Raw genomic sequence first — 19,899 nt, 5'->3', positions numbered from 1 at the left:
AAAAACGGAGAGATGCATGCACATGGCGGAAACTGGCATTTTTAAGGAACTTATGTATATGATCACACCACCCGAGGCGGTATTGAGGACTGTTTCATGATTACCCGCAAGGAATACCATACCCGACGCAAAACCCTGGCCGCGCGCATCCCGGCAGGCGCCATCGCCCTGATTCCAGCGGCGGGCGAATGTATACGCAACGCCGACACCCATTACCGCTTCCGCCAGGACAGTGATTTTTTCTACCTCACGGGTTTTGACGAACCCGATGCCCTGCTGGTCATAACGGCCGGTGCATCCACTCAAAGCCTGCTTTTTAGCCGGGCGCGCAATCCTTCTGAAGAAAAATGGACCGGACCACGGCTGGGTCAGGAGGGGGCTGTCAGTGAGCTTGGCATGGATGAAGCGTGGCCGATGGAGCAGCTTCAAGCGCAACTGCCGGAACTGCTGGCAGGACGCACGGCCGTCTGCTTTCCGTTTGGACGCTCACCCTGGCTTGAAAAGGCCATACATTCCGCCATGCAATCGGTGAAAATGCGCATTCGCCGAGGCACTGGCGCGCCTGATATTCTGCAGGACCTCGACCCCGTGCTTGGCGAAATGCGCCTTTTCAAGAGCGAGGCCGAATGCGCACTTATGATGCGGGCCGCCGATATTTCCGTGCGCGCCCATCAGCGCGCCATGGCCGCCTGTCGCCATCTGGATAATGAATGCCAGCTTGAAGCGGAACTTGTGTACACCTTCCTGCGTGAGGGCTGTCGTGCGAACGCCTACGACCCGATTGTCGGCAATGGTGCCAATGCCTGCGTGCTGCACTACACCGCCAATAATGCTCCACTTGTGCCGGGCAATCTGGTGCTAATCGATGCCGGTGGTGAGTATGCGGGCTACGCCGCGGACATCACGCGCACCTGGCCGGTCAACGGACGCTTCACGCCTGAGCAGCGCGCTGTGTACGATTTGGTGCTTGCGGCCCAGAAGGCCGGGGTTGAGGCGGTTCGTCCGGGCGCGCCATGGGACAGCATTCAGCGCATTATCGTTGACATTCTCACGAGAGGCCTTTGTGAGCTTGGGATTTTGCGCGGCAATCCCGATGCACTTATCAGGGATGAGGCGTATCGTCCGTATTACATGCATAATTCCGGGCACTGGCTGGGACTTGATGTGCACGACTGTGGCCGCTACCGGGTTGATGGCGCCTGGCGCCCGCTTGAGCCTGGCATGGTGTTAACCGTTGAACCAGGCCTTTACCTGTCGGCCGATATTCCAGGTCTTGATGCGCGCTGGTGGAACATAGGCGTGCGCATTGAGGATGATATTCTGGTGACGGAAAACGGGCATAAAAACCTCACGGCAGCCCTCGCCGTGGACGCTGATTCACTGGAGGCGTTAATTCGTGACTGAGCGGGATACCGACATACTGATTATCGGTGGCGGCCTTGCCGGTGCGGCGCTCCAGCTCGCACTCGCTCCTCACGGCATTCGCACACTGCTCGTGGAAGCGCGCACGCCGGCAACCGAGCCTGACCGTCCGCTCGATACGCGCACCCTGGCACTCGCACCGGCATCCACACACATCCTCGAGATGCTGGGCGTGTGGGAACAGGTTGCGCCTGCCGCCACCCCCATCACCACCATTCATGTATCAGAGCAGGGGCGCTTTGGCAGAATCTGCCTCGAAGCACCGCAGAAAACCCCGCTTGGGTTTGTGGTGGAAATGCACCATCTCCATGCAGCGTTGATGCGCGCCCTTCCAGAAAACGCCTGCCTCATGCCCGCGCGCTTGACAGCACTTGACCTTAAAACTGTCACAGCGACTGTCGAAACCCCCTCAGAAACTCTTAATATCCGCGCGAAACTTGTGGTGGCCGCCGATGGCGCCGACTCTTCCGCGCGCCGCTTCGCGGGCATTGGCGCTACGGTCAAAACGTATCAACAGCATGCGCTGATTGCGAACATTGGTTTGTCGCAATCGCATCAGCAGGTCGCCTATGAGCGTTTTACGCCCACAGGCCCGATGGCCATGCTTCCGCTCACCCAAATGCATGCGGCACTCGTCTGGACCCTTACACCGCGTGATGCGGCACGTCTCAGGGCATGTGATGAAAAAACCTTTCTGCGTGAATTGCAGCATGCATTTGGCTATAGACTCGGACGTTTTGAGCGCGTTGGTGAGCGTCTTATTTATCCGTTGCGGGAAGTCCGTGCAGAAACTATTGCCGCCTTTCCGCTGGCACTTGTAGCCAATGCTGCCAACACCCTGCATCCGGTGGCAGGACAGGGATTTAATCTTGGCCTGAGGGATGTCAGCATGCTCGCTGAGTGCATCATTGAGCAGGGAATTACGCCACTCATGCTGCAGGACTGGGCGAGCAAACGGCGCCAGGATCAACACATTATCCGTGGATTTACCGATGGCCTGGTGCGCCTTTTTACACAGTCCTGGCCAGGCCTTGGCACATTGCGTGCGGCAGGGCTCACGCTGCTTGACAATTGCCCGCCGCTCAAGCGGGAGCTGGCGCGCTACGCCCAGGGGTTTGGCGGCACACCGGGCAAACTGGCCTGTCGCATTCCGATAACACCGGAGAAAATACATGAGTGAACTGTCAGACGTTCTCGTTGTAGGGGGTGGTGTCGTCGGACTTTGCAGCGCGCTTGCCATGGCTGAGCGGGGTCACCATGTCACACTGGTTGATAAAGGCCCGCTCACCGTTGACCTTTCTGTTCCTGATTTACGGGTCTATGCCATCAACAGTGCTTCTGAAGCGCTGCTCCGCTCCCTCGGCGTGTGGCATACCCTTTTACAGTCACGCCTTTCACCCTATCAGCGCATGTATGTGCGCGATGGCGAAAATGGCGCCCACATCGACTTTGACGCCTGCAGCATCGCCCGGCCAGCTCTGGGTTTTATCATCGAAGAATCGGTACTGCGCGCCGCACTCCTTGGCAAAATGGCGCTTGAACCCCGCCTGCACCTCGTGCCCCATACCGAAATAGACAAGGTCAACTGTGATGCCGACCGCGTGCATGCTGAAGCCGGCGGTCAGGTATTAAAGGCGCGTCTTCTGATGGTGGCGGATGGGCGTGAATCCCCCACCCGCGAACTGCTTAACATCGGTTCCACCACATGGCCCTATCACCAGGACGCGCTCATCTGCCAGGTCGAGACGGAAAAGCCGCACGAAAAAACAGCCGCCCAGGTGTTTCGCACGCACGGCACGCTGGCTTTTCTCCCTCTGCCAGACCCTCACCAGCGTTCCATTGTCTGGTCCTCGAGCCATTCGCACACCGAACACCTGCTCGCCCTTTCCGATGATGCGCTGGGAGACGCGCTTACCGAGATGTTTGGCGATTTTACCGGTAAAGTACGTGTCACCAGCGCGCGCCATCGTTTTCCGCTCTACATGCGCCATACAGAAGCCTACAGCGGCATGCGCTGGATGCTCCTTGGAGATTGCGCCCATACCATTCACCCGCTGGCCGGCCTTGGACTGAACGTGGGCCTTGCCGACCTCAACACCTGGCTGCAACTGCTGGATGAATGCCCTGACCTCGCCTGGAGCGCACGCCTCGCCGGGCGGTACCAGCGCCAGCGTAAATTCGCGGTGTGGCAGACGATTCTCGTGATGGAAGGTCTGAAGGCACTTTTTGCAAACCCCCTGACAGCCCCTTTGCGGGGCGCGTCACTGCGCGCCTGCAACCATCTGCTGCCACTGAAGCGCTGGTTTATCGAGCACGCGGGGGGCGAGGGCTTATAATACCTGACAGCACGGGCAATACACCGTACTGCGTGCGGCCAGTCGCTGCAGCTCTAAAGCAGCTCCACAGCGCGTGCAGGGCTGTCCGGCGCGTCCGTAGACATGCAGCGACTGGCTGAAGTAGCCCGGCCTGCCCTCGCTGCTGGTAAAATCTTTAAGCGTTGTACCGCCCACGTCAATCGCTGCCTGCAGCACTTCACGAATGGTGCGAACCAGACACTCGCATTCGGCAAGACTCAGCTTGCCAGCGGGTTTTTCCGGATGTATGCCCGCAAGAAACAGGGCTTCCTGTGCGTAAATGTTCCCAACCCCCACCACTACATGGCTGTCCATGATAAGGGTTTTCACCGAACGCACGCGTTTTCGGGTCAGGCGGTGGAGAAATGCGGCATTAAACCCTTCTTCAAGCGGCTCAGGCCCGAGTGCCTGCAGCAGCGGATGCAGTTCTGGCGGTGCTGTCGTATAGAGCCACGCTCCAAAACGGCGGGGGTCGGTAAAGCGCAACAGGTGCGTGTCAGAAAAGCGCATGTCAACGTGATCGTGCCGCAATGGCGGCGTCTCTCGGGGCACAATGTGAAGCCTGCCTGACATGCCAAGGTGAATCAAGAGCGTACCCGTCTCAAGCGTTACCAGCAGGTATTTTCCGCGTCGCGAAAGTGCCCTGACCCGCTGCCCCTGAACGAGGTCCGCAAGCTCCGGTGGCACCGGCCAGCGAAGGCGCGCATCCCGCACGATGAGTGACTCAATGCGCGACTTAAGAAGATGCGGACGGATGCCGCGCAACACGGTTTCAACTTCTGGCAGTTCTGGCATGCACATCTCTCTCAAATAGCAGGATTTATTCCCATTTCTTCATCAGAATTATCGTTATCCTGAGGCAGTGCACCCGCCGACGGGGTATTAGATATCGGGTTTTCAAGCGCATGTTCGTCGCCACTTCCAGACTTTTCTTTGGCAAGCTCTGCAGGCAGGCCTGCCAAAATAACGAGACCAGGAGAAATATAGCGCAGAAGCTCTGCCAGCACGCATACCCAGAATATCCGGTTTTCGCATGACTCTTGCATTACAAACATGAGAATGGCACAGACTATCTGCAAACACGAAACCATCCCAATCCCTCCTTGAATCACACGCTCAACGGGCTTTACATCGCCAAAAGCCGCCGTAAAAAGTGAGATGCCTGCCTGTGGAATTTTTGACAGCAAAACCGTTGGCGGGTCCAGCGGATTATTGCCAAACTCCGTTACCAGTCCTGCAGTGGCATTGCCTCGCATGGCTTTGCGGTTGTGCGCCGTAGAGCGATACCCCGCTCTCCAAAAGTCAGACTCTGACATGTCAGGCACTCCCTTTTGTATTAAAAGTTTTCGAGCATACCATCTTTACGCGCGCGTGCGCAAAGGCTGGTCAGCATGCGTAAGTCGGGTTATACTCTGGCTCTCTCCGCCAATGGAAGTAAAAAGAATTATCAGGAGCGCCTCGAGTGAAACACACCGTCTTATTGTTGGCCATAGCCGCCGTTTCCTCTCCGTTGTTTGCCGCAAGCAACGCCGAACTGCAACGTGAAATTCAGCTCTTAAAGCAGCAGACCCGCCTGCTCGAAAGCCAGCTAACCCAGCTTGAGAAGCGGCTCGTCCAACAGACGGACACACCGAAAAAAGTGGCTCCACAAAAAGCGCCGGCGAAACCCTCGAGGGTGCCCGCGCAAAACAGCAGTAACAAGCCAGTCAGAGTGAAGGGGCGACGGCTTCACAACGTGGAACCTGAGCCGTTTCATGTGGCGCCGCTTACAGTGCATCAGCCTGAAGGGCATCCCGATTCACTGGGCTTTTTCCCGACTGCACTTGTTGCCGATGACCGCGTGATAACCTGGATTGCCGGCACCCCGGTCATCACCTCGCCCTACCTTGGGGACCGGCCCGCGTTTGACGGCTCGGATTATATCGTTAACATTTCCAGTATCAACCGCGACGTACGCCTGATGCAGCAACGCCGCCGCCTCTATCGCGCATATGAAAAAGAGGGCTACCCGGTGCCTTCGGTTCCCATCGTGGCGCTGAGCGGCAAGCTCGAACCGGGCGGCTTTGTCTCGCGGCCTTACAAAGGCCCCACCACTGGCGACTGGGATTTAGGCTCCAGCGAAATTGATGTGGCAGCGGCACTGAACGACAAGGTCGAGGCGTTTGTCGGCTTTGCCTTTGACAGTGCGCCTCCGCTCTTTGGGGGGCAGCGGGTAGACAACTCTTCCATTGACCTGAACCTCGGTTTTGTCAACATCGGCGACCTTGACGAAACGCCGTTTTATTTTACCGCGGGCCAGATTTATGCGCCCTTTGGCCGCTATTCAACGTCCATGGTAAGTTCTACCCTGCCACAGCTCATTGGCCGGGTAAAAACCCGTCCCGTTGTGCTTGGCTATCGTTCTCAGACGGCATCAGGGCCTTATGCCGCCGTATACGGCTTTAAAAGTGACACGAAAGTTGGAAAATCAGGCGTGGGCGGTATCAATGCCGGATATATTATTGATAACGACAAAGTCCTCGGTGAGCTGGGCTTCAGCATGATAGGCTCCATGGCCGATGCCCAGGGGCTGCAGAATACCGGTTCAGCGCCCCTGACGACCTTCGCGGGCTTTGGCAACCCCACAAACGGCAGTGAAAATGTCCGTACGGTGCCATCGATTGGCGGACATGCCACCCTGAACATCTCCGGCTACAGCCTGACGGCTGAATGGATAGGTGCGACAAAGGCATTTCTGGTGCAGGACCTCAGCATGAGCGGGCGTGGCGCACAACCGCAGGCAGGCCAGCTTGAGCTCGGAAAAACCTTTGTGGCCTTCGACCGCCCCGCCTCCCTTGCCGCGGGCTACCAGTGGACTCGAGACAGCCTCGCATTGAATCTGCCGCGACAACGCTACGCCGGTGTCTTCAACATCTCGTTGTGGCGTGATACCGTAGAAAGCCTTGAGTATCGTCACGACATTAACTACAACACGAACCAGTTTGCCAACGGCGCGTCAACGCCTCCGTTTGTCAATGCCAACACGGTTGGCACCGGCACATCATCGGATTCGCTGATTGCACAGATTGGGGTGTTCTTTTAGGGAGAATTACGGTGTCCATCAAATCTGACAGCTGGATAGAAAAAATGGCCATGGAAGAGGGGATGATTTCCCCTTTTGAGCGCAATCAGGTACGCGACAGTGCGCAGGGCGCCATCATTTCCTACGGGGTATCCAGCTACGGCTATGATGCACGCTGCTCGCGTGAGTTCAAAATATTCACCAACATTAATTCCGCCATTGTTGACCCCAAGGCGTTTGACCCCAACAGCTTTGTCGATGTGGAAGCGGATGTCTGCATTATCCCGCCAAACTCTTTCGCACTCGCACGCACGGTGGAGTTTTTTCGCATTCCGCGCAACATTCTGACCATCTGCCTTGGCAAATCAACCTATGCCCGCTGCGGTATCATCGTCAACGTGACCCCGCTGGAGCCGGAATGGGAAGGGCATGTGACGCTCGAATTTTCCAATACCACACCGCTTCCAGCTAAAATTTATGCCGGCGAAGGTGTTGCGCAAATGTTGTTTCTGGAGTCAGATGAAGTGTGCAGGGTGTCTTACCGGGACCGAAAAGGCAAGTATCAGGGGCAAACCGGAGTGACCCTGCCCAAAGCCTGACGCTTCATCAATATCAGCAGGTTATTTGCAGGCCGGGCTAAGAGCCACAGCCCGGCAAGGTGCCAGAATGTTGATAAACGCTGCACGCGGCCCTAACCCCGAATAGGATGCTTCTTGCGCGATGCATCAACCCGCTCACGCAACTCCTTGCCTGGCTTGAAATGAGGGCTGTGCTTGCCTTCAGTCACAACTTTCTCGCCAGTTTTCGGATTGTGCGCATTACGCGGTGCCCGGTAATGCAGTGAAAAACTGCCAAACCCGCGGATTTCAATGCGATTGCCCTCAACCAGAGCCCCGCTCATTACATCGAGAATATGGTTGATGCCATCATTTGCCATCTTTTCGGGAAGATGTGTCATCTTTGCAGCAATATTTGCCATAAGCTCCGACTTAATCATACCCACTCCCATCATCCGCTGTGAATGCCCGTCCCTGCGATGTCTACCGAGGGCGCCCATGCTCATATTCATCAGTATAGCCAAGGTTATAATTTATTCAATGTTATCAAGTTGCTTATCAGAAGTATTGTTGCGTTGATACAAAAATGCCTGCACACTCCCCCAGCTCATTTCTACCACAGATGTGCCCGTAAGGGTAAAAAAGGTGGCTGGCAGACGCTTTGAAGTCACCACAACCACGGTGCCAGGGCAGAGCGCCTGAAGCCTTTCTACAAGTAACGTCCAGGTGTCGCCAAAAAGTGCCGAGGCGTTAATAAACACATGTGTGGCATCGTAAAAATCAGTTTCCAGAAAATTACCATGCTCAAAATGCAGGGAATTTGCGCATGCGGCAAAACCCGGGGTTTGCGAAAGTCGCTCTCCTGCCAGCTTTGCTGCCTCATGCAGGGGCGCAAAGTACTCGACACCCGCACTTTTTCGCACCTCAAAGACCATGGCCGCAATCAGCACCGCCCGCCCCGTACCTGAGCCCAAATCCCAGAAAACTGACTCCCGGGTCAGACCCGCCTTGCACATCAGAGCAGCAAACGGTAAAAAACAGACCTCGCCATAGGTATACTCAGGCGCATTCCGCCCCTCACGCGCGGCGCGTGAGAGCGCAAAACCATCAACGGGAGCGTAAAGCGTATCGAACACCGGCGCCAGTTCATCAAGGCGCCACTCGCGCTGCCATTGCCGCAGCTGGCGACGCCGCCATGCCGTCAGGCAGGAGTAGCCAAAGAGGCTTAACAGCAGACAGACCGCGAGAATGCGCACCTAACCCTCATCCTCGACCTTTTGCGCGCGTTGCAGAATGCGGCTCTTTTCCGCCTCACTGAGCTGCGGCCACACCTGCAGCAGCGCCTTACCGGCCACCCGCTCGTTAACGGCAACCCGGTGCGACTCCCATGGCAGCTCGTTACTGACATAAAGGCCAATGGTCAGGGTGGTAGCAAGGGTTGTCAGCAGCGCGATAGCGGCGATTCGCCATTGAAACGAACGAAAAAGCTGTTCACTGCGGCGCACGGCATGCAATGCCACGCGCTCCACCTGCTCGCAGCTTTCGCTGGCGACCCGTGCAAACTGTCGAGCATCATACTCTGCAAATGCATTATCCACGCGCAAAAGACCTTCCTGCACCTGCAGCGCAATCCGCGACAGGGCCTCTTCGGTAAGTGTTTCCAATGCCTCTTCATGAGCATCCAGTCTGTCGGTTATCCGCTCGCCAGTCAGGCGTAAGGATTCAACGCAATACTCACCTTTCTCAAGTGCCTCATCCGCGGCCATACGCAGGCGCGCAAGCCCCATCTGCGACAATCCTGCCCGCAGGCTTTCCAGTAATTCGGAAATTTGCTGAAACTGCTCGTCAAAAAGTTTTTCCTGAGCCGCCTGACGCGCCTCAAGTACCAGCTGCCATTCGAGCATTTTAGACTCCGCCAGCTCAAAACAGGCAACAAATTCGCTGGTTTGTCGCAACAGCTCACGCATCCGCACAACATCTTCCGAATCAACAGATCCCATGCGATTCTCCGGTGGCTTACAACATCCCAAAAACCACTATAGCACACCCCATGAAAAAATTTGCAGCCCTGTGCCGCACTTCAGGGCCAGGGCGCCAAACAATGCCCAGCGCGTTTATTGTGAGCACAGGTTTTTCGCATGAGCGTTGCTGCCGAGGCGACGCCTGTATCAAAAGAAGGGATTTTTAACACACCCAAATAGCCAACGTCCGCTGCCATCCTCTTCGGGACCGAATCGAGCCCCTTCAAGGCGGCGGTACGACCCAATCCATAAAACCTCGTAAAGCTGGCCGTGCATCGAACGTTTAAATTGCATTCATTTGCGTGCCCGGTTCCCGGGGAAACACGTGCCCTGTGCCGCTTTTGTAACATCCAAAAACGGCACAGGGCAGGGGCATCCGTGGCAAGGGCTCAGTGGCAGGGGATAGTCAATGACTGTTCATCTGTTGATGAGGCATCACTGGAACGTGCCGCCCTCGACTCACTACTGATTGAACCACAATAACGCTGTGTTCTTTCTGCCCGCCAGAATAGCTGTGAATTCAGATAACGCGCATCCATAACATCCGCGCTAACCTCAGGGTCATTAAGACCACAACTATCAATAAAAGCCTGCTCGGCCTGTGTTTTTTTGATTTCTAAACAAAGCCCGATTAGCGCAGGAATCAAACCGATAATCGCAACTGCCAATGCGACAAGATACGCCATGAGCATAAGCGGAGAGCAACATATAAAGAGGCAGCAGAAGGCAGGATCCTTAGAATTACGCGGAGTAAAAGTGTGTATAATCTCTCCTGCGGCAAACACTATTGCATACAACCTTTCCTGGTAACGTTGATAACGTTTCATTGCTTCCCGCGATGGACGAACCCGATTTAACCATTCGTTTGCGTGATTAAAAAGCGCTGTGAGTTTCTCTGGACAGAGCGTTACTATTATTTGATCGATATCGTCAGGTGGAGTATGGCCTCCATTTGAGGTAATGAGGTTGCTAATCTGGTAAGCCGTAAGAGTGCCGTCTCCTCTGATTCTACGTATATTTTTTTCAAGCGAATAGATATCATGAATTTTTACCTCGGTCGGCACCCCACCTGGATGGATGTAATACAGCGTTAAAGGATAGTGACTACCGATAAAGATATAGTCATTCTCATAATTGGTAAGATTATCAGGAAGTGCATCCATGGAATGGAGCCGGCAACTTTCTCGGGAGAGCGTCAGGCAAAAGTTAAAAAACTGCTCAGCTGTCAGTAAGCCGTTATTATACAACGCGGCCACTGTTTCGCGGCTCACATTCGAGCAGCCGTTGACACTGAGACATGCTGCAACTTGACGACGCTGGGTATCATTGAGGAGTGGCAAACAATTCGGTTGAAGCAATTGCCGGGCAATTCGCCATTTATTTTGATTATCAAGATGGTTAAGAAGCCTTAAGAAATGGTCAAACTGAGTATCATCTTGAAACAGATTGTTAAAATAATTATGAGGCAACACGTCAGCCAAAAATTGGGCTGCAGCATTTTTCGCACGAGTATCGGTGCCGCTTTGAACAAGTTCAGCGACGTTTTGCGGAGAGCTTAAGCATGTCTGAACGATTTCTTCATTACCGCCATGTATAAGCTTACTGTAGGCACCGCGCGGTAACGTGGGCAGCCGTTCGCAAATAAAAAACTGGAGTAAGTTTCTGGCCTCTTCAGCACTGGTAATACTAAAGCTGCGATAATGCCCTAGATCCCTCAAATAATGCTGATACCGCGGCATCATTGCTCGCAAAAAGCCGATGTTCTCCCACGTTATACCTTCTTCGAGGCGAGGCGCAAAAGAGCAGAAAAACTGCCATTTCTTCTCCAATGGCAACGGCCGCAACAGGCTAAACAAAGCTTCTTTTGACAATCTGAAATCTGGTATGACCTTAGAGAAAAATGCATTAATACGGTTTGCCGGAAGTACCTCCAGTACTTGGGCCATTGTCTCGGGCGTGACAAACTCGCTGATATTTGAATCAGCCAGCGTTAGGGTAATATCGGCAAGCCGGTAACCGTTAAGACAAGCCTGAACATCCTCAAACGAATTAAATGCTTTGCTCATGAATCACCCCATAAAACACAAATTTTGGCCATAATAGCACGTTTATAATCAAAAAAACAGCCATTGGATAACTCGGAACGCACTGGCAGTGTGTGCTCGAACGTTTAATTACTTTCATTTGCGAGCCCGTTTGCGTTACCGAAATCTTCGCGTCAAGGCCGGATAGATGCACCGTTGTATGTTACTTTTAAATTTTAAAAAATTGCCCCGCACAGAGCGCACTGGCAAAATGTCAAGAATTTGTTAAGCTTGGCTTAATGTCGCCAGCTTACAATAAAAGTAAGCACAATGTCTGGAGCATTCCATGACGGCCAATACCGCGCGGTTTTTTGAAAGTCATCACTCTGCCGATACTCCTGTCGCGGCGCGCACCGCTGTGGCGGCAGGGAACGGGGGCAATACCGAGTGCCGCGCACTGGCGGCGGGCTTGATTGAATGCTGCATGGACAACTCGCCTGCGAATCAGGGAGCTTTGAAAAAACTGATGTATCCTCTGCTTCAGCGGCATTTTCAGCACTTTCCAGGACAACGCCCGCTTCAGCCCGGCCTGACTCCACTCGACACCATCAAGCTGTGGCTCTATCAGGGCGGCAACAGCCGGCTTGTAGACTCGCTGGCGTTGACACTGCGCGAAATTGCTGCAGAAACGATGGAAAAGCATCCCGAACACTTTCAGGAGGTTTTCAAACGCCTGCGTGGACACGCGAGCACCGCCTTCCTGCATGACCCGGACTTTCCGCTCGGCGATGCCGCCCTTGAAGCACTGACCAAAACACTGGAACTGCCCGTTGAGCTGAAGGTCGTGGAAGGGGGAAAAACCCTGCATCAGCGCACCCGCTATCCCGATAATCAGCACACGCCGCTAATTTTTCTGCGCAAAGAGAATGGCGCACTTAAGGTCGAGCTCAAACATGCTGCAACCTTCGCGCGCCTTGCGACTGTGCAAACGCAAACACCGCCGCCTGTGGGCATTGCGCCAGCACATCCCATGAGCGATATCCGTCATGCCATTGACACACATAATAAAGCGCTCTTAAGCATGCGCGACAAAACACGAAACAGCCTTAAAGTTATGCTTGACGCCAAAGAGATTGACGCGCGTGCGCTCCTCACCCTTTGCATCCATGCACGCACTGAGGCGCGCGCGCCGGCTCACGCGGGCACACGCAATGGCAGTGACGCCTTCTTTGCCGCACTGGAGAATGCGCCTGCTCAAAATGACCTGTCGGCTCTCTTGATAGAGGCTATTGCGCGGGGAGTGAGTCTTGGTGAGGTGTCGCTCGAGACATTGTTTGCGAGCCTCGAGTCATCGGACACGAAACTCGCAAACGCGGCTGAGAACAGGATTCAGGCAAAACCCTGAGCCTTCATCCAGTTATCATCCGGGAATTTACTCATGTAATTGCGGATGGAATCCGGCAGTATCACGAGACATCGCTGCCCGGCTTTAAGGGATTTAGCGGCCTCAAGAGCAGCCCACATTGCAGCTCCACAGGAACCACCGACCAAAAGCCCTTCCTCGCGAATCAGGCGGCGCGCCATGGCAAACGCGTCCTGGTCATTCACCTTGACCCATGTGTCAATCAGCCCGGTGTTGAGCACTTCGGGGAAAAAGTCATAGCCGATTCCTTCCACCTGATAAGGAGCCACAGTCTCCCCGCCGCCAAGAATGGAACCAACCGGGTCAACGCCGACAATCTGAATATTCGGATAATGTTCACGGAGGCGGCGCGCAATTCCTGAGATGGTACCGCCGGTACCGACCCCCACGACCACCATGTCAAGATGGTCACCAAAATCATCGATAATTTCCTGACCTGTGCCGTAATAATGAGCATCGGGATTGTCAGGGTTTCCATACTGGTCAAGAATGTGCGCGTTTGGAATTTCCTGCTGCAGTTTGCGCGCCAGCATGATGTGGCTGTCCGGGTCAAAAGAGGCGGCCTCCGTGCGCGTACGGTAAATCGTGGCGCCCAGCCGCTCAAGAACGACTTGTTTTTCATGGCTCATTTTGTTGGGCATGGTGATAATCACGCGATACCCAAGCACGGCACCCGCAAGCGCGATGCCAATGCCGGTATTGCCTGAGGTGGGCTCAATCAGCGTGTCACCAGGCTTGATGCGCCCTTTTTTTTGCGCCTCGAGCACCATGGCATACCCAATCCTGTCTTTCACCGAACCGCCAGGGTTTAAAAATTCACACTTGGCATAGAGCTCACAGGCAAGCGGCTCGCCAATGCGGTTGATGCGCACCACCGGTGTATGGCCAATGGTTTCAAGGATATTTGCATATAACATGAGCGTCTCTTTCGCTGGAGGAATTTTAGAAAGTATACGCGTCCTGCCAGATTTTGCGAAACACGATGGGGGTTAGCGCGGATATCCGTACTCTTACTGGCCATGGTGCTCTATAATTAGATTTAAAAACCTTTTACGGAATCATCATGGCCTCACGTCCTGATATCATCAGCCCAACACAGCGCACCGCTGCTGCAGTAATCGCGCCGGACAGCACGCATAACCCCGTTGCCGTCAACGCCGGAGGCTCGCTGCTGCTTGCGCTGCGCTCGAAGTACCTCCCCGGCCCCAATGAGCCCTCCGTGAGCCATTCAGCGATACCCCCACTCCCTGATGACAGAACGCTGAACCGCATTATCCGGGGATACTGGTTTAAAAATCGGCACCTGGACACGGTAACGCAGATGTATCTTAAAAAAATCCTCGATGCAAACCCCGGGCGCGATGCGCGCCTCAGCCCGCAATGGAATGACATTCCCCTCAAGAAAATAGTAGACGGCGAAGTGGTTGATGACATGCAGACAATTACGCTCAGAGAAGCATTCGCGATTGTACTTGGCGCATTGAGCGATGAAAGCGCCTGGCCCATTCCTGAAGGCAGTACGGCGGCGGCTGAAAAAGAAAAACGCCTTCTTGATTTTGCAGGCCTCAATAAAGAACTGGCGCGATTGAATCTGTGCGCCACGGGGATACGCAACGCCTGGATTCAGGCGCTTGATGGCTACGAAGGCAAGACCCTGCCCCTGAATGAAGATGACCTTATTTTTTCCACCATTCGCAAAATCCTTGTTCAACACATTGAGTCCCTGACCGGATTAAAAATCGTGTCTGATAACGACCGTCTCGTCACTGGCAGTCCAGCGGCCTTTGAGAGCGCCTTTAAAACGCTCTTCCTGCCATGGATTTTACAGCAGGAGATGCCGGAAACACTCAGCAGCATGATTGATTACGAAGCCCTTCAGCGCACCCTAAACGAGGCGTTTCAGGCGATAGGCATCATCCCGGATGAGAAACTTTCAAGCCTTATCCACCGTTACTCGCAGGCATCTTCCATAAAGTATCATCCCTGTGATGTTATCCCTTTTCTCGCAACGCTCAGTGAGTGGGTGAGCACACATGCAGACCGTCTGGTTGCATGGCCCGACAGCATCCCCCAAACCCGGCGCGAAGCGCTTGCCAGAGAGGTCCTCCTCTGGCTGCAGCATGACGCCTTTCAGCCTTCCACGTCTGCCGATGCCGCCGATTCAGACAGCCTCACGGCGTTCTATCTCATCACCCGCCTGTTTGACGCGCTGGCCTACTTTGAGAAAAACAAAACCCTGATGAGTGCTTTTGAAATGCCGGATGGCCCGGACAAGGCCGCCTTTGTCGCCGCACGCGAATATCTGCGACACGTGCTTGAAGATGAAACTGTTACGCTTGAGGCGCTGCTTGAGGAAGATGCCCTGCACGCGCATGTTGCGGCTTTTGAAAAAGGCTGCCATCACATCCGCACCAGCAATTATGCCGATTTTATCGCGCAATTTTTTAACAAGTGGTTTTCCGGAGAAAATGATACGGAAGCCTTGCAGGTGCAGGGTGCACAGGAATTAATGCTTGCTGAAATCTACTATCGCGAGCCATCGACCCTGTGGTGCGGACTTTTGCAGGTCTCCACGCCTCCCCATTTTGAAACGCTTGCCGCACACCTGCATGATAAGGATGCCCTCGTGCTTTATGACGATGCGCTCTTTTATGTCGATCAACAGGCGCAGCGCCTGCTGCCCGTCAGAGTCGCGCCACAGACTGAGGCTGAGGTTTCCCGGCTTAAGGCCAAAATGACAGAAACCTATCAGGTTGCCGATGCAAACGACATTGAATTAATCACCCGGCGCCTTGTGCCCGCGTCACAGGCTTCATCGTTCGCAGGCGTTCAGCGGTTTGCAACGCCCGTTATTTTTATTACCGATGACGTGCTGCAGGCCTGGCGCAGGCTCAATGAGGAAGGGCTGATTCATCTCGATGTCTATCAGATTAACCGCATTCTTCTACATGCCTTAAGCTATCCCAGCGCCGCCTGGTCGCCTCTGTTTCGCGAGTCACTGGAAACGGTTGTCCAGTTTATTCGTAACCAGTTTAACGCGCCTGATTACGACGCGAATCAAAACGCCCTCAAACAGCAGTCATACCCTGACAGCCTGCTGGCGCAAATCGACTCGCTGCTGGCAGACAGCCCGCTCCCGCCAGATTCAGAACAGCCAGTGCTGACCCCAGCTCTCATGCGCCCTGAAGAAAGCGCCCGCATGGCACTCTACGTGGCCTACGCGCCCAATGCCGCAGAATGGCTCATCCCAAAGCTTTTAAACCCGCGCGCCGGATTTAATCCCAATGCGCTTTATAAAAATGGCAAGAGTCTGTTACTGCTCGCGGCTGAGGCACGAGAACCCCGGTTTGTGGGCCTGCTGCTGGCACTCGGAGCCCGTATGCCGCTTTTGCCGACCGAGATTCCTCGTGAGCTGCAAAGAGCCATGGCGAATGATGATGCGGCAACGTTCAAACTGCTGCTGGAGTCTATTCCCCCCAGGGAAATACGAGAGTACATCACGCGGTGGATGACGGAGGCTGAACCGGGTCTTGCGTCACAGTGCGCTCAGAATCCAGAACTGCTGAACGTGCTTTTTAATACGGTACCTGATAATGACTGGTGGGCTGAGAGTAGCCTTGTCTACTTGCTCCTGAAAGAAGTGCCTGAGCATGATGCGTCTTTGAAAATCGTGATGGAGCGCATTGCGCCGGAAAAAAGGGTGAGCGTTATCACTGAGACGCTGGACTGGTACAGGCGACCGCTGTTGCATGGGGCGTTGCGCAACCCTAAATCGCTGCAATACCTTATTTCACTGCATTCCGAAGGGGAACGGTTGTCGTTGGTAAACCCTAAGCAGCAGAAGGGGCTCGCTTTTTTGCATGCCGCAATCACTAACACTGAGTGCCTCGAGACGGTTCTCAGTATCTATCCTTCGAGAGAGATAGAGATTGCCGCACTGTTAACGCCGGACGAAAATGGCAAAACCGCGTTTCACAAGGCGTGCTTTCGCAGGCCATCGCTAAAAATCCTTCTGAATCGGGTTTCACAGCAAGAATTGGCGATGGCAGTCAAGATGGCTGACAATCTGGGGCTTACCTTACTGCATTATGCAGCCATAACGGGAAATGGCGAAGCCCTTGATATTTTTCTTAACGCCCTGCCTTCCGAAGAGTGGCAAAAAGCGCTTTATCAGCCGGATAACGGTGGCGAAACGGTGATGAACTTACTGTCTCCGACCCTAAGAGCGGAGTGCCTCGCGAGGCTCCATTACGCACAAACCCTGCCGGCAACATCGGCCAATCGTTTTTTCACAAAAAACACGGACGGGCCGGCATCTTCAAACCCTTCCACCAGCAACAAACCCTCTTCCTCGAGTTCATAATAGAACGGGTTTTTTGCAAGGCTTACGCTTTCGGGCTATGATGATTCTGCAACAACCAATCCGGCGCCCCCGTAAAAATCCGGCGCCCTCAACACAGGGATGACAACATGATTACGTTACGCCACCCCCTTCTGCTCGCCATGCCCTTACTGGTTTTAAGTGGCTGCTCGATGCTTGAAGACCCTAATTATACGCACTGGCAACAGTCCAGCGGTCAGGTAAAACCAGTCAGCGACCAGGTAGGCACGCGCTCAACATCCGCCAGTGCCTCGACCGGCAACGCATCCATGGCCGCACGCTCCGGTAACGACAAAGCCACCGCACCTGCTGCAAACTCAACGTCTGTCCCTGTCGGACGCTCTGCCGTAGTTCCCGTGGACTCCCCCGGCGTTCCGCAAATGGCACCAACCGCAGAATAAGCCGCCTTTGTGCCACTATTAATGGTGGCACAGACGCTATCCCAGGGCTACAATGGGCTCCTGCAACAACGCTGGAGAGAACTATGGATGCACTGAAAAAAGCCGCGGCCAAAGCCGCTCTTGCCTACCTTGAAGATGACATGATTCTCGGAGTGGGCACTGGCTCCACTGTTAATTATTTCATTGAAGAGCTTGCACGCATACGCGGGCGGCTTGAGGGGTGTGTCGCAAGTTCAAACGCTACTGCCGCGAAACTGAAGGCTGCCGGCATTCCGGTTCTTGAGCTCAACGCCACCGGAACGCTGGCGCTCTATGTTGATGGCGCCGATGAGGCAGGCCCCCACGGTACCCTGATTAAAGGTGGAGGTGGCGCACTGACCCGCGAGAAAATAATCGCCAGCGCTTCAAAACGCTTTATATGCATGGTGAGCGCTGATAAATGCGTTAAACACCTTGGTGCGTTTCCGCTGGCAGTGGAAGTGCTGCCCATGGCGCGCAGCTTTGTTGCCCGTGCGATTGTGTCGCTTGGAGGCGATCCGCAGTATCGCGAAGGCTTTGTGACAGATAACGGCAACTGCATTCTGGATGTTTTCAATCTCAATATTATCGAACCGATGGCGCTTGAAGACCAGATTAACGCCATACCGGGTGTTATCGAAAACGGCCTTTTTGCAAGGCGCACGGCAGATATCGTGCTGGCCGCGGGTGACACAGGCGTTATCACCCACTCCTATGAAACCCGTTAACGGAAGAACCCATGAAAAAACTGCCCTTGATTGCACTTCTCGCCTTATGCCTCTCCGAGCCCGCTCTTGCCGCGCAGGTTCGTTGCACGGTTAGCAGCACCGATGGCAAAGCCCTTGGTGAAGTGGTTTTTGAAGACTCTCCCTACGGCCTCCTTATCACGCCAAAACTCAGTAACCTGCCACCAGCGGGCCTGCATGGCTTTCACCTGCATGAGCACCCGAACTGCGGCGATAAGGGGATGAATGCCGGTGGACATTTTGACCCGAATCACACCAACAGCCATCAGGGCCCCTATGGCCGCGGGCATCTTGGCGACCTTCCCGTGCTTGCCTCGGACAGCACCGGAAACGCCACTATTCCGCTGCTCGCGCCGCGCCTTAAAACAAGCGACCTCGCGGGGCATGCCTTAATGATTCATGCCGGTGGAGATACCTACAGCGACACGCCCCCTCTCGGTGGTGGCGGAGCGCGCATTGGCTGTGGCGTAATTGCGGCGGGCAAATAGCCCGCTCGATATTTAATTGAGTGGAAAAACCATGTTTTATTCTGATTCACCGACAGAAATCCGTAAGCCGTTTTTTGAAAGCTGGAAAAAATACCGCGCACGCCTGCCTCTGCTGCCGCTTGAGCAGCAGATTGCCGATGTCATACTGGCACACCCCGAATACCACGCACTGCTTGAAAACCCGGAAAACGAAGTGCATCTCGATTTACCCGCCGATACCCCGAATCCCTTTCTGCACATGGGCTTACATCTTGCCATTCGCGACCAGGTGGCCACCAACCGCCCGGCAGGCATCGCGGCCGTCTGGAAAGCGCTCCTCACACGCACGGGTGATGCGCTGGCTGCCGAACACTGCATGATGGAATCACTCGCCGAATGCCTCTGGCAGGCACAACGGGATAATGCGCCCCCGGATGAAGCGCGCTACCTTGAGGCACTGCGGGCGCTGGCGCGTTGAAGAAGCGGTTTGGGCAAGTGGTTGTTTTATTTGAATGATACCGTAGCGGGAGAGATGCCTGAACAGACATCCGGCAAATGATGACATCCGATGCCAGGCTTCGCTTCGCCCAACCCAGCCTACAAAAAATCTATTAAATACAATAATTTATTTAAAAAACGCCGTAGCCTGCGCTGATAAGCGCGGGAGGGATGCCTGAACAGACATCCGGCAAATGATGACATCCGATGCCAGGCTTCGCTTCGCTCAACCCAGCCTACAAAAAACCCATTAAATACAATGATTTATTTAAAAAAACGCCGTAGCCTGCGCTGATAAGCGCGGGAGGGATGCCTGAACAGACATCCGGCAAATGATGACATCCGATGCCAGGCTTCGCTTCGCTCAACCCAGCCTACAAAAAACCCATTAAATACAATGATTTATTTAAAAAAACGCCGTAGCCTGCGCTGATAAGCGCGGGAGGGATGCCTGAACAGACATCCAGTCAACGGCTACACCCAATGCCGCGCTGCGCTACGCTACGCTACGCTTAGCACAGCCTAC

At 54.5% G+C, this 19,899-nt stretch carries 18 protein-coding genes; 11 read left to right on the top strand and 7 right to left on the bottom strand.

The window, feature by feature from the left end:
• Positions 1 to 96: 96 nt before the first annotated feature.
• Genes pepP through E4T54_RS06245 form a run of 3 tightly spaced genes read left to right on the top strand, consistent with a single transcriptional unit; the run spans position 97 to position 3,758 of the window.
• Positions 97 to 1,404 (top strand): Xaa-Pro aminopeptidase, encoded by a 1,308-nt coding sequence (gene pepP, locus E4T54_RS06255; RefSeq protein ID WP_028385572.1) that lies wholly within the window; start codon positions 97 to 99, stop codon positions 1,402 to 1,404.
• Positions 1,397 to 2,602 carry an FAD-dependent monooxygenase gene (locus E4T54_RS06250; RefSeq protein ID WP_028385571.1) on the top strand — a complete coding sequence of 402 codons (1,206 nt, stop codon included), beginning with the start codon at positions 1,397 to 1,399 and terminating at the stop codon, positions 2,600 to 2,602. Before pepP ends, E4T54_RS06250 begins: the two co-directional genes overlap by 8 nt.
• A complete protein-coding gene (locus tag E4T54_RS06245; protein WP_028385570.1) occupies positions 2,595 to 3,758 on the top strand; it encodes an FAD-dependent oxidoreductase in 1,164 nt (387 codons plus the stop codon). Before E4T54_RS06250 ends, E4T54_RS06245 begins: the two co-directional genes overlap by 8 nt.
• On the opposite strand, the gene mutM is transcribed toward E4T54_RS06245, so the two are convergent.
• Positions 3,753 to 4,571 (bottom strand): bifunctional DNA-formamidopyrimidine glycosylase/DNA-(apurinic or apyrimidinic site) lyase, encoded by an 819-nt coding sequence (gene mutM / locus E4T54_RS06240; protein WP_028385569.1) that lies wholly within the window; start codon positions 4,569 to 4,571, stop codon positions 3,753 to 3,755. The two genes, E4T54_RS06245 and mutM, sit on opposite strands and share 6 nt — an antisense overlap.
• An 11-nt stretch (positions 4,572 to 4,582) precedes the next feature.
• Positions 4,583 to 5,092: a hypothetical protein gene (locus tag E4T54_RS06235; protein WP_028385568.1), complete on the bottom strand. Its 510-nt coding sequence runs from the start codon at positions 5,090 to 5,092 to the stop codon at positions 4,583 to 4,585.
• Positions 5,093 to 5,238: 146 nt separating this feature from the next.
• On the opposite strand from E4T54_RS06235, the gene E4T54_RS06230 reads away from it, so the two are divergent.
• Both E4T54_RS06230 and dcd read left to right on the top strand, forming a co-directional pair.
• Entirely contained in the window at positions 5,239 to 6,858 is a 1,620-nt protein-coding gene (locus E4T54_RS06230; RefSeq protein ID WP_028385567.1) for an LbtU family siderophore porin, read from the top strand.
• An 11-nt stretch (positions 6,859 to 6,869) separates the two neighbouring features.
• Complete coding sequence (gene dcd, locus E4T54_RS06225; protein WP_028385566.1) at positions 6,870 to 7,436, top strand: dCTP deaminase; 567 nt, start codon at positions 6,870 to 6,872, stop codon at positions 7,434 to 7,436.
• 92 nt (positions 7,437 to 7,528) lie between these two features.
• Here dcd and E4T54_RS06220 read toward each other — a convergent pair whose 3' ends face one another.
• The 4 genes from E4T54_RS06220 to E4T54_RS06205 form a co-directional block, all read right to left on the bottom strand.
• Complete coding sequence (locus E4T54_RS06220) at positions 7,529 to 7,834, bottom strand: integration host factor subunit beta (RefSeq protein ID WP_028385565.1); 306 nt, start codon at positions 7,832 to 7,834, stop codon at positions 7,529 to 7,531.
• Positions 7,835 to 7,927: 93 nt separating this feature from the next.
• The gene (locus tag E4T54_RS06215; RefSeq protein ID WP_035901589.1) at positions 7,928 to 8,650 is read right to left on the bottom strand and encodes a class I SAM-dependent methyltransferase; all 723 of its coding nucleotides are present in this window, start codon (positions 8,648 to 8,650) and stop codon (positions 7,928 to 7,930) included.
• Positions 8,651 to 9,394, bottom strand: a complete 744-nt coding sequence (locus E4T54_RS06210; RefSeq protein WP_028385563.1) for a hypothetical protein — start codon at positions 9,392 to 9,394, stop codon at positions 8,651 to 8,653.
• 410 nt (positions 9,395 to 9,804) lie between these two features.
• Complete coding sequence (locus E4T54_RS06205; protein ID WP_028385562.1) at positions 9,805 to 11,481, bottom strand: hypothetical protein; 1,677 nt, start codon at positions 11,479 to 11,481, stop codon at positions 9,805 to 9,807.
• A gap of 304 nt (positions 11,482 to 11,785) precedes the next feature.
• Between E4T54_RS06205 and E4T54_RS06200 the strand changes: the two genes are divergently transcribed.
• Positions 11,786 to 12,844 carry a hypothetical protein gene (locus E4T54_RS06200; protein WP_028385561.1) on the top strand — a complete coding sequence of 353 codons (1,059 nt, stop codon included), beginning with the start codon at positions 11,786 to 11,788 and terminating at the stop codon, positions 12,842 to 12,844.
• Here the strand turns inward: E4T54_RS06200 and E4T54_RS06195 are convergent.
• Entirely contained in the window at positions 12,829 to 13,779 is a 951-nt protein-coding gene (locus E4T54_RS06195) for a pyridoxal-phosphate dependent enzyme (protein ID WP_028385560.1), read from the bottom strand. The two genes, E4T54_RS06200 and E4T54_RS06195, sit on opposite strands and share 16 nt — an antisense overlap.
• 146 nt (positions 13,780 to 13,925) lie before the next feature.
• On the opposite strand from E4T54_RS06195, the gene E4T54_RS06190 reads away from it, so the two are divergent.
• The 5 genes from E4T54_RS06190 (at position 13,926) to E4T54_RS06170 (ending at position 19,353) form a co-directional block, all read left to right on the top strand.
• Positions 13,926 to 17,225, top strand: coding sequence for an ankyrin repeat domain-containing protein (locus tag E4T54_RS06190; protein ID WP_028385559.1), 3,300 nt, complete (start codon positions 13,926 to 13,928; stop codon positions 17,223 to 17,225).
• 107 nt (positions 17,226 to 17,332) lie between these two features.
• Positions 17,333 to 17,644, top strand: coding sequence for a hypothetical protein (locus E4T54_RS06185; RefSeq protein ID WP_028385558.1), 312 nt, complete (start codon positions 17,333 to 17,335; stop codon positions 17,642 to 17,644).
• Between the two features lie 83 nt (positions 17,645 to 17,727).
• Positions 17,728 to 18,390 carry a ribose-5-phosphate isomerase RpiA gene (gene rpiA / locus E4T54_RS06180; RefSeq protein ID WP_028385557.1) on the top strand — a complete coding sequence of 221 codons (663 nt, stop codon included), beginning with the start codon at positions 17,728 to 17,730 and terminating at the stop codon, positions 18,388 to 18,390.
• Positions 18,391 to 18,401: 11 nt separating this feature from the next.
• Complete coding sequence (locus E4T54_RS06175) at positions 18,402 to 18,896, top strand: superoxide dismutase family protein (RefSeq protein WP_028385556.1); 495 nt, start codon at positions 18,402 to 18,404, stop codon at positions 18,894 to 18,896.
• A gap of 31 nt (positions 18,897 to 18,927) precedes the next feature.
• Positions 18,928 to 19,353, top strand: a complete 426-nt coding sequence (locus E4T54_RS06170; protein ID WP_028385555.1) for a DUF1841 family protein — start codon at positions 18,928 to 18,930, stop codon at positions 19,351 to 19,353.
• The last annotated feature ends 546 nt before the right edge of the window (positions 19,354 to 19,899 follow it).

Source organism: Legionella geestiana, assembly GCF_004571195.1.
Lineage (GTDB): Bacteria > Pseudomonadota > Gammaproteobacteria > Legionellales > Legionellaceae > Legionella_B > Legionella_B geestiana.
Note: the sequence above shows the minus strand (reverse complement) of the source record. Positions and strands in the feature narration are given on the sequence as shown.

Bases quoted from the DNA above. Each gene is read 5' to 3' on its own strand.
- E4T54_RS06190 (WP_028385559.1), top strand. From the start codon at position 13,926: ATGGCCTCACGTCCTGATATCATCAGCCCAACACAGCGCACCGCTGCT.
- E4T54_RS06170 (WP_028385555.1), top strand. From the start codon at position 18,928: ATGTTTTATTCTGATTCACCGACAGAAATCCGTAAGCCGTTTTTTGAA.
- E4T54_RS06195 (WP_028385560.1), bottom strand. From the start codon at position 13,779: ATGTTATATGCAAATATCCTTGAAACCATTGGCCATACACCGGTGGTG.
- E4T54_RS06185 (WP_028385558.1), top strand. From the start codon at position 17,333: ATGATTACGTTACGCCACCCCCTTCTGCTCGCCATGCCCTTACTGGTT.
- E4T54_RS06175 (WP_028385556.1), top strand. From the start codon at position 18,402: ATGAAAAAACTGCCCTTGATTGCACTTCTCGCCTTATGCCTCTCCGAG.
- rpiA (WP_028385557.1), top strand. From the start codon at position 17,728: ATGGATGCACTGAAAAAAGCCGCGGCCAAAGCCGCTCTTGCCTACCTT.
- mutM (WP_028385569.1), bottom strand. From the start codon at position 4,571: ATGCCAGAACTGCCAGAAGTTGAAACCGTGTTGCGCGGCATCCGTCCG.
- E4T54_RS06200 (WP_028385561.1), top strand. From the start codon at position 11,786: ATGACGGCCAATACCGCGCGGTTTTTTGAAAGTCATCACTCTGCCGAT.
- pepP (WP_028385572.1), top strand. From the start codon at position 97: ATGATTACCCGCAAGGAATACCATACCCGACGCAAAACCCTGGCCGCG.
- E4T54_RS06245 (WP_028385570.1), top strand. From the start codon at position 2,595: ATGAGTGAACTGTCAGACGTTCTCGTTGTAGGGGGTGGTGTCGTCGGA.
- E4T54_RS06205 (WP_028385562.1), bottom strand. From the start codon at position 11,481: ATGAGCAAAGCATTTAATTCGTTTGAGGATGTTCAGGCTTGTCTTAAC.
- E4T54_RS06210 (WP_028385563.1), bottom strand. From the start codon at position 9,394: ATGGGATCTGTTGATTCGGAAGATGTTGTGCGGATGCGTGAGCTGTTG.
- E4T54_RS06235 (WP_028385568.1), bottom strand. From the start codon at position 5,092: ATGTCAGAGTCTGACTTTTGGAGAGCGGGGTATCGCTCTACGGCGCAC.
- E4T54_RS06220 (WP_028385565.1), bottom strand. From the start codon at position 7,834: ATGATTAAGTCGGAGCTTATGGCAAATATTGCTGCAAAGATGACACAT.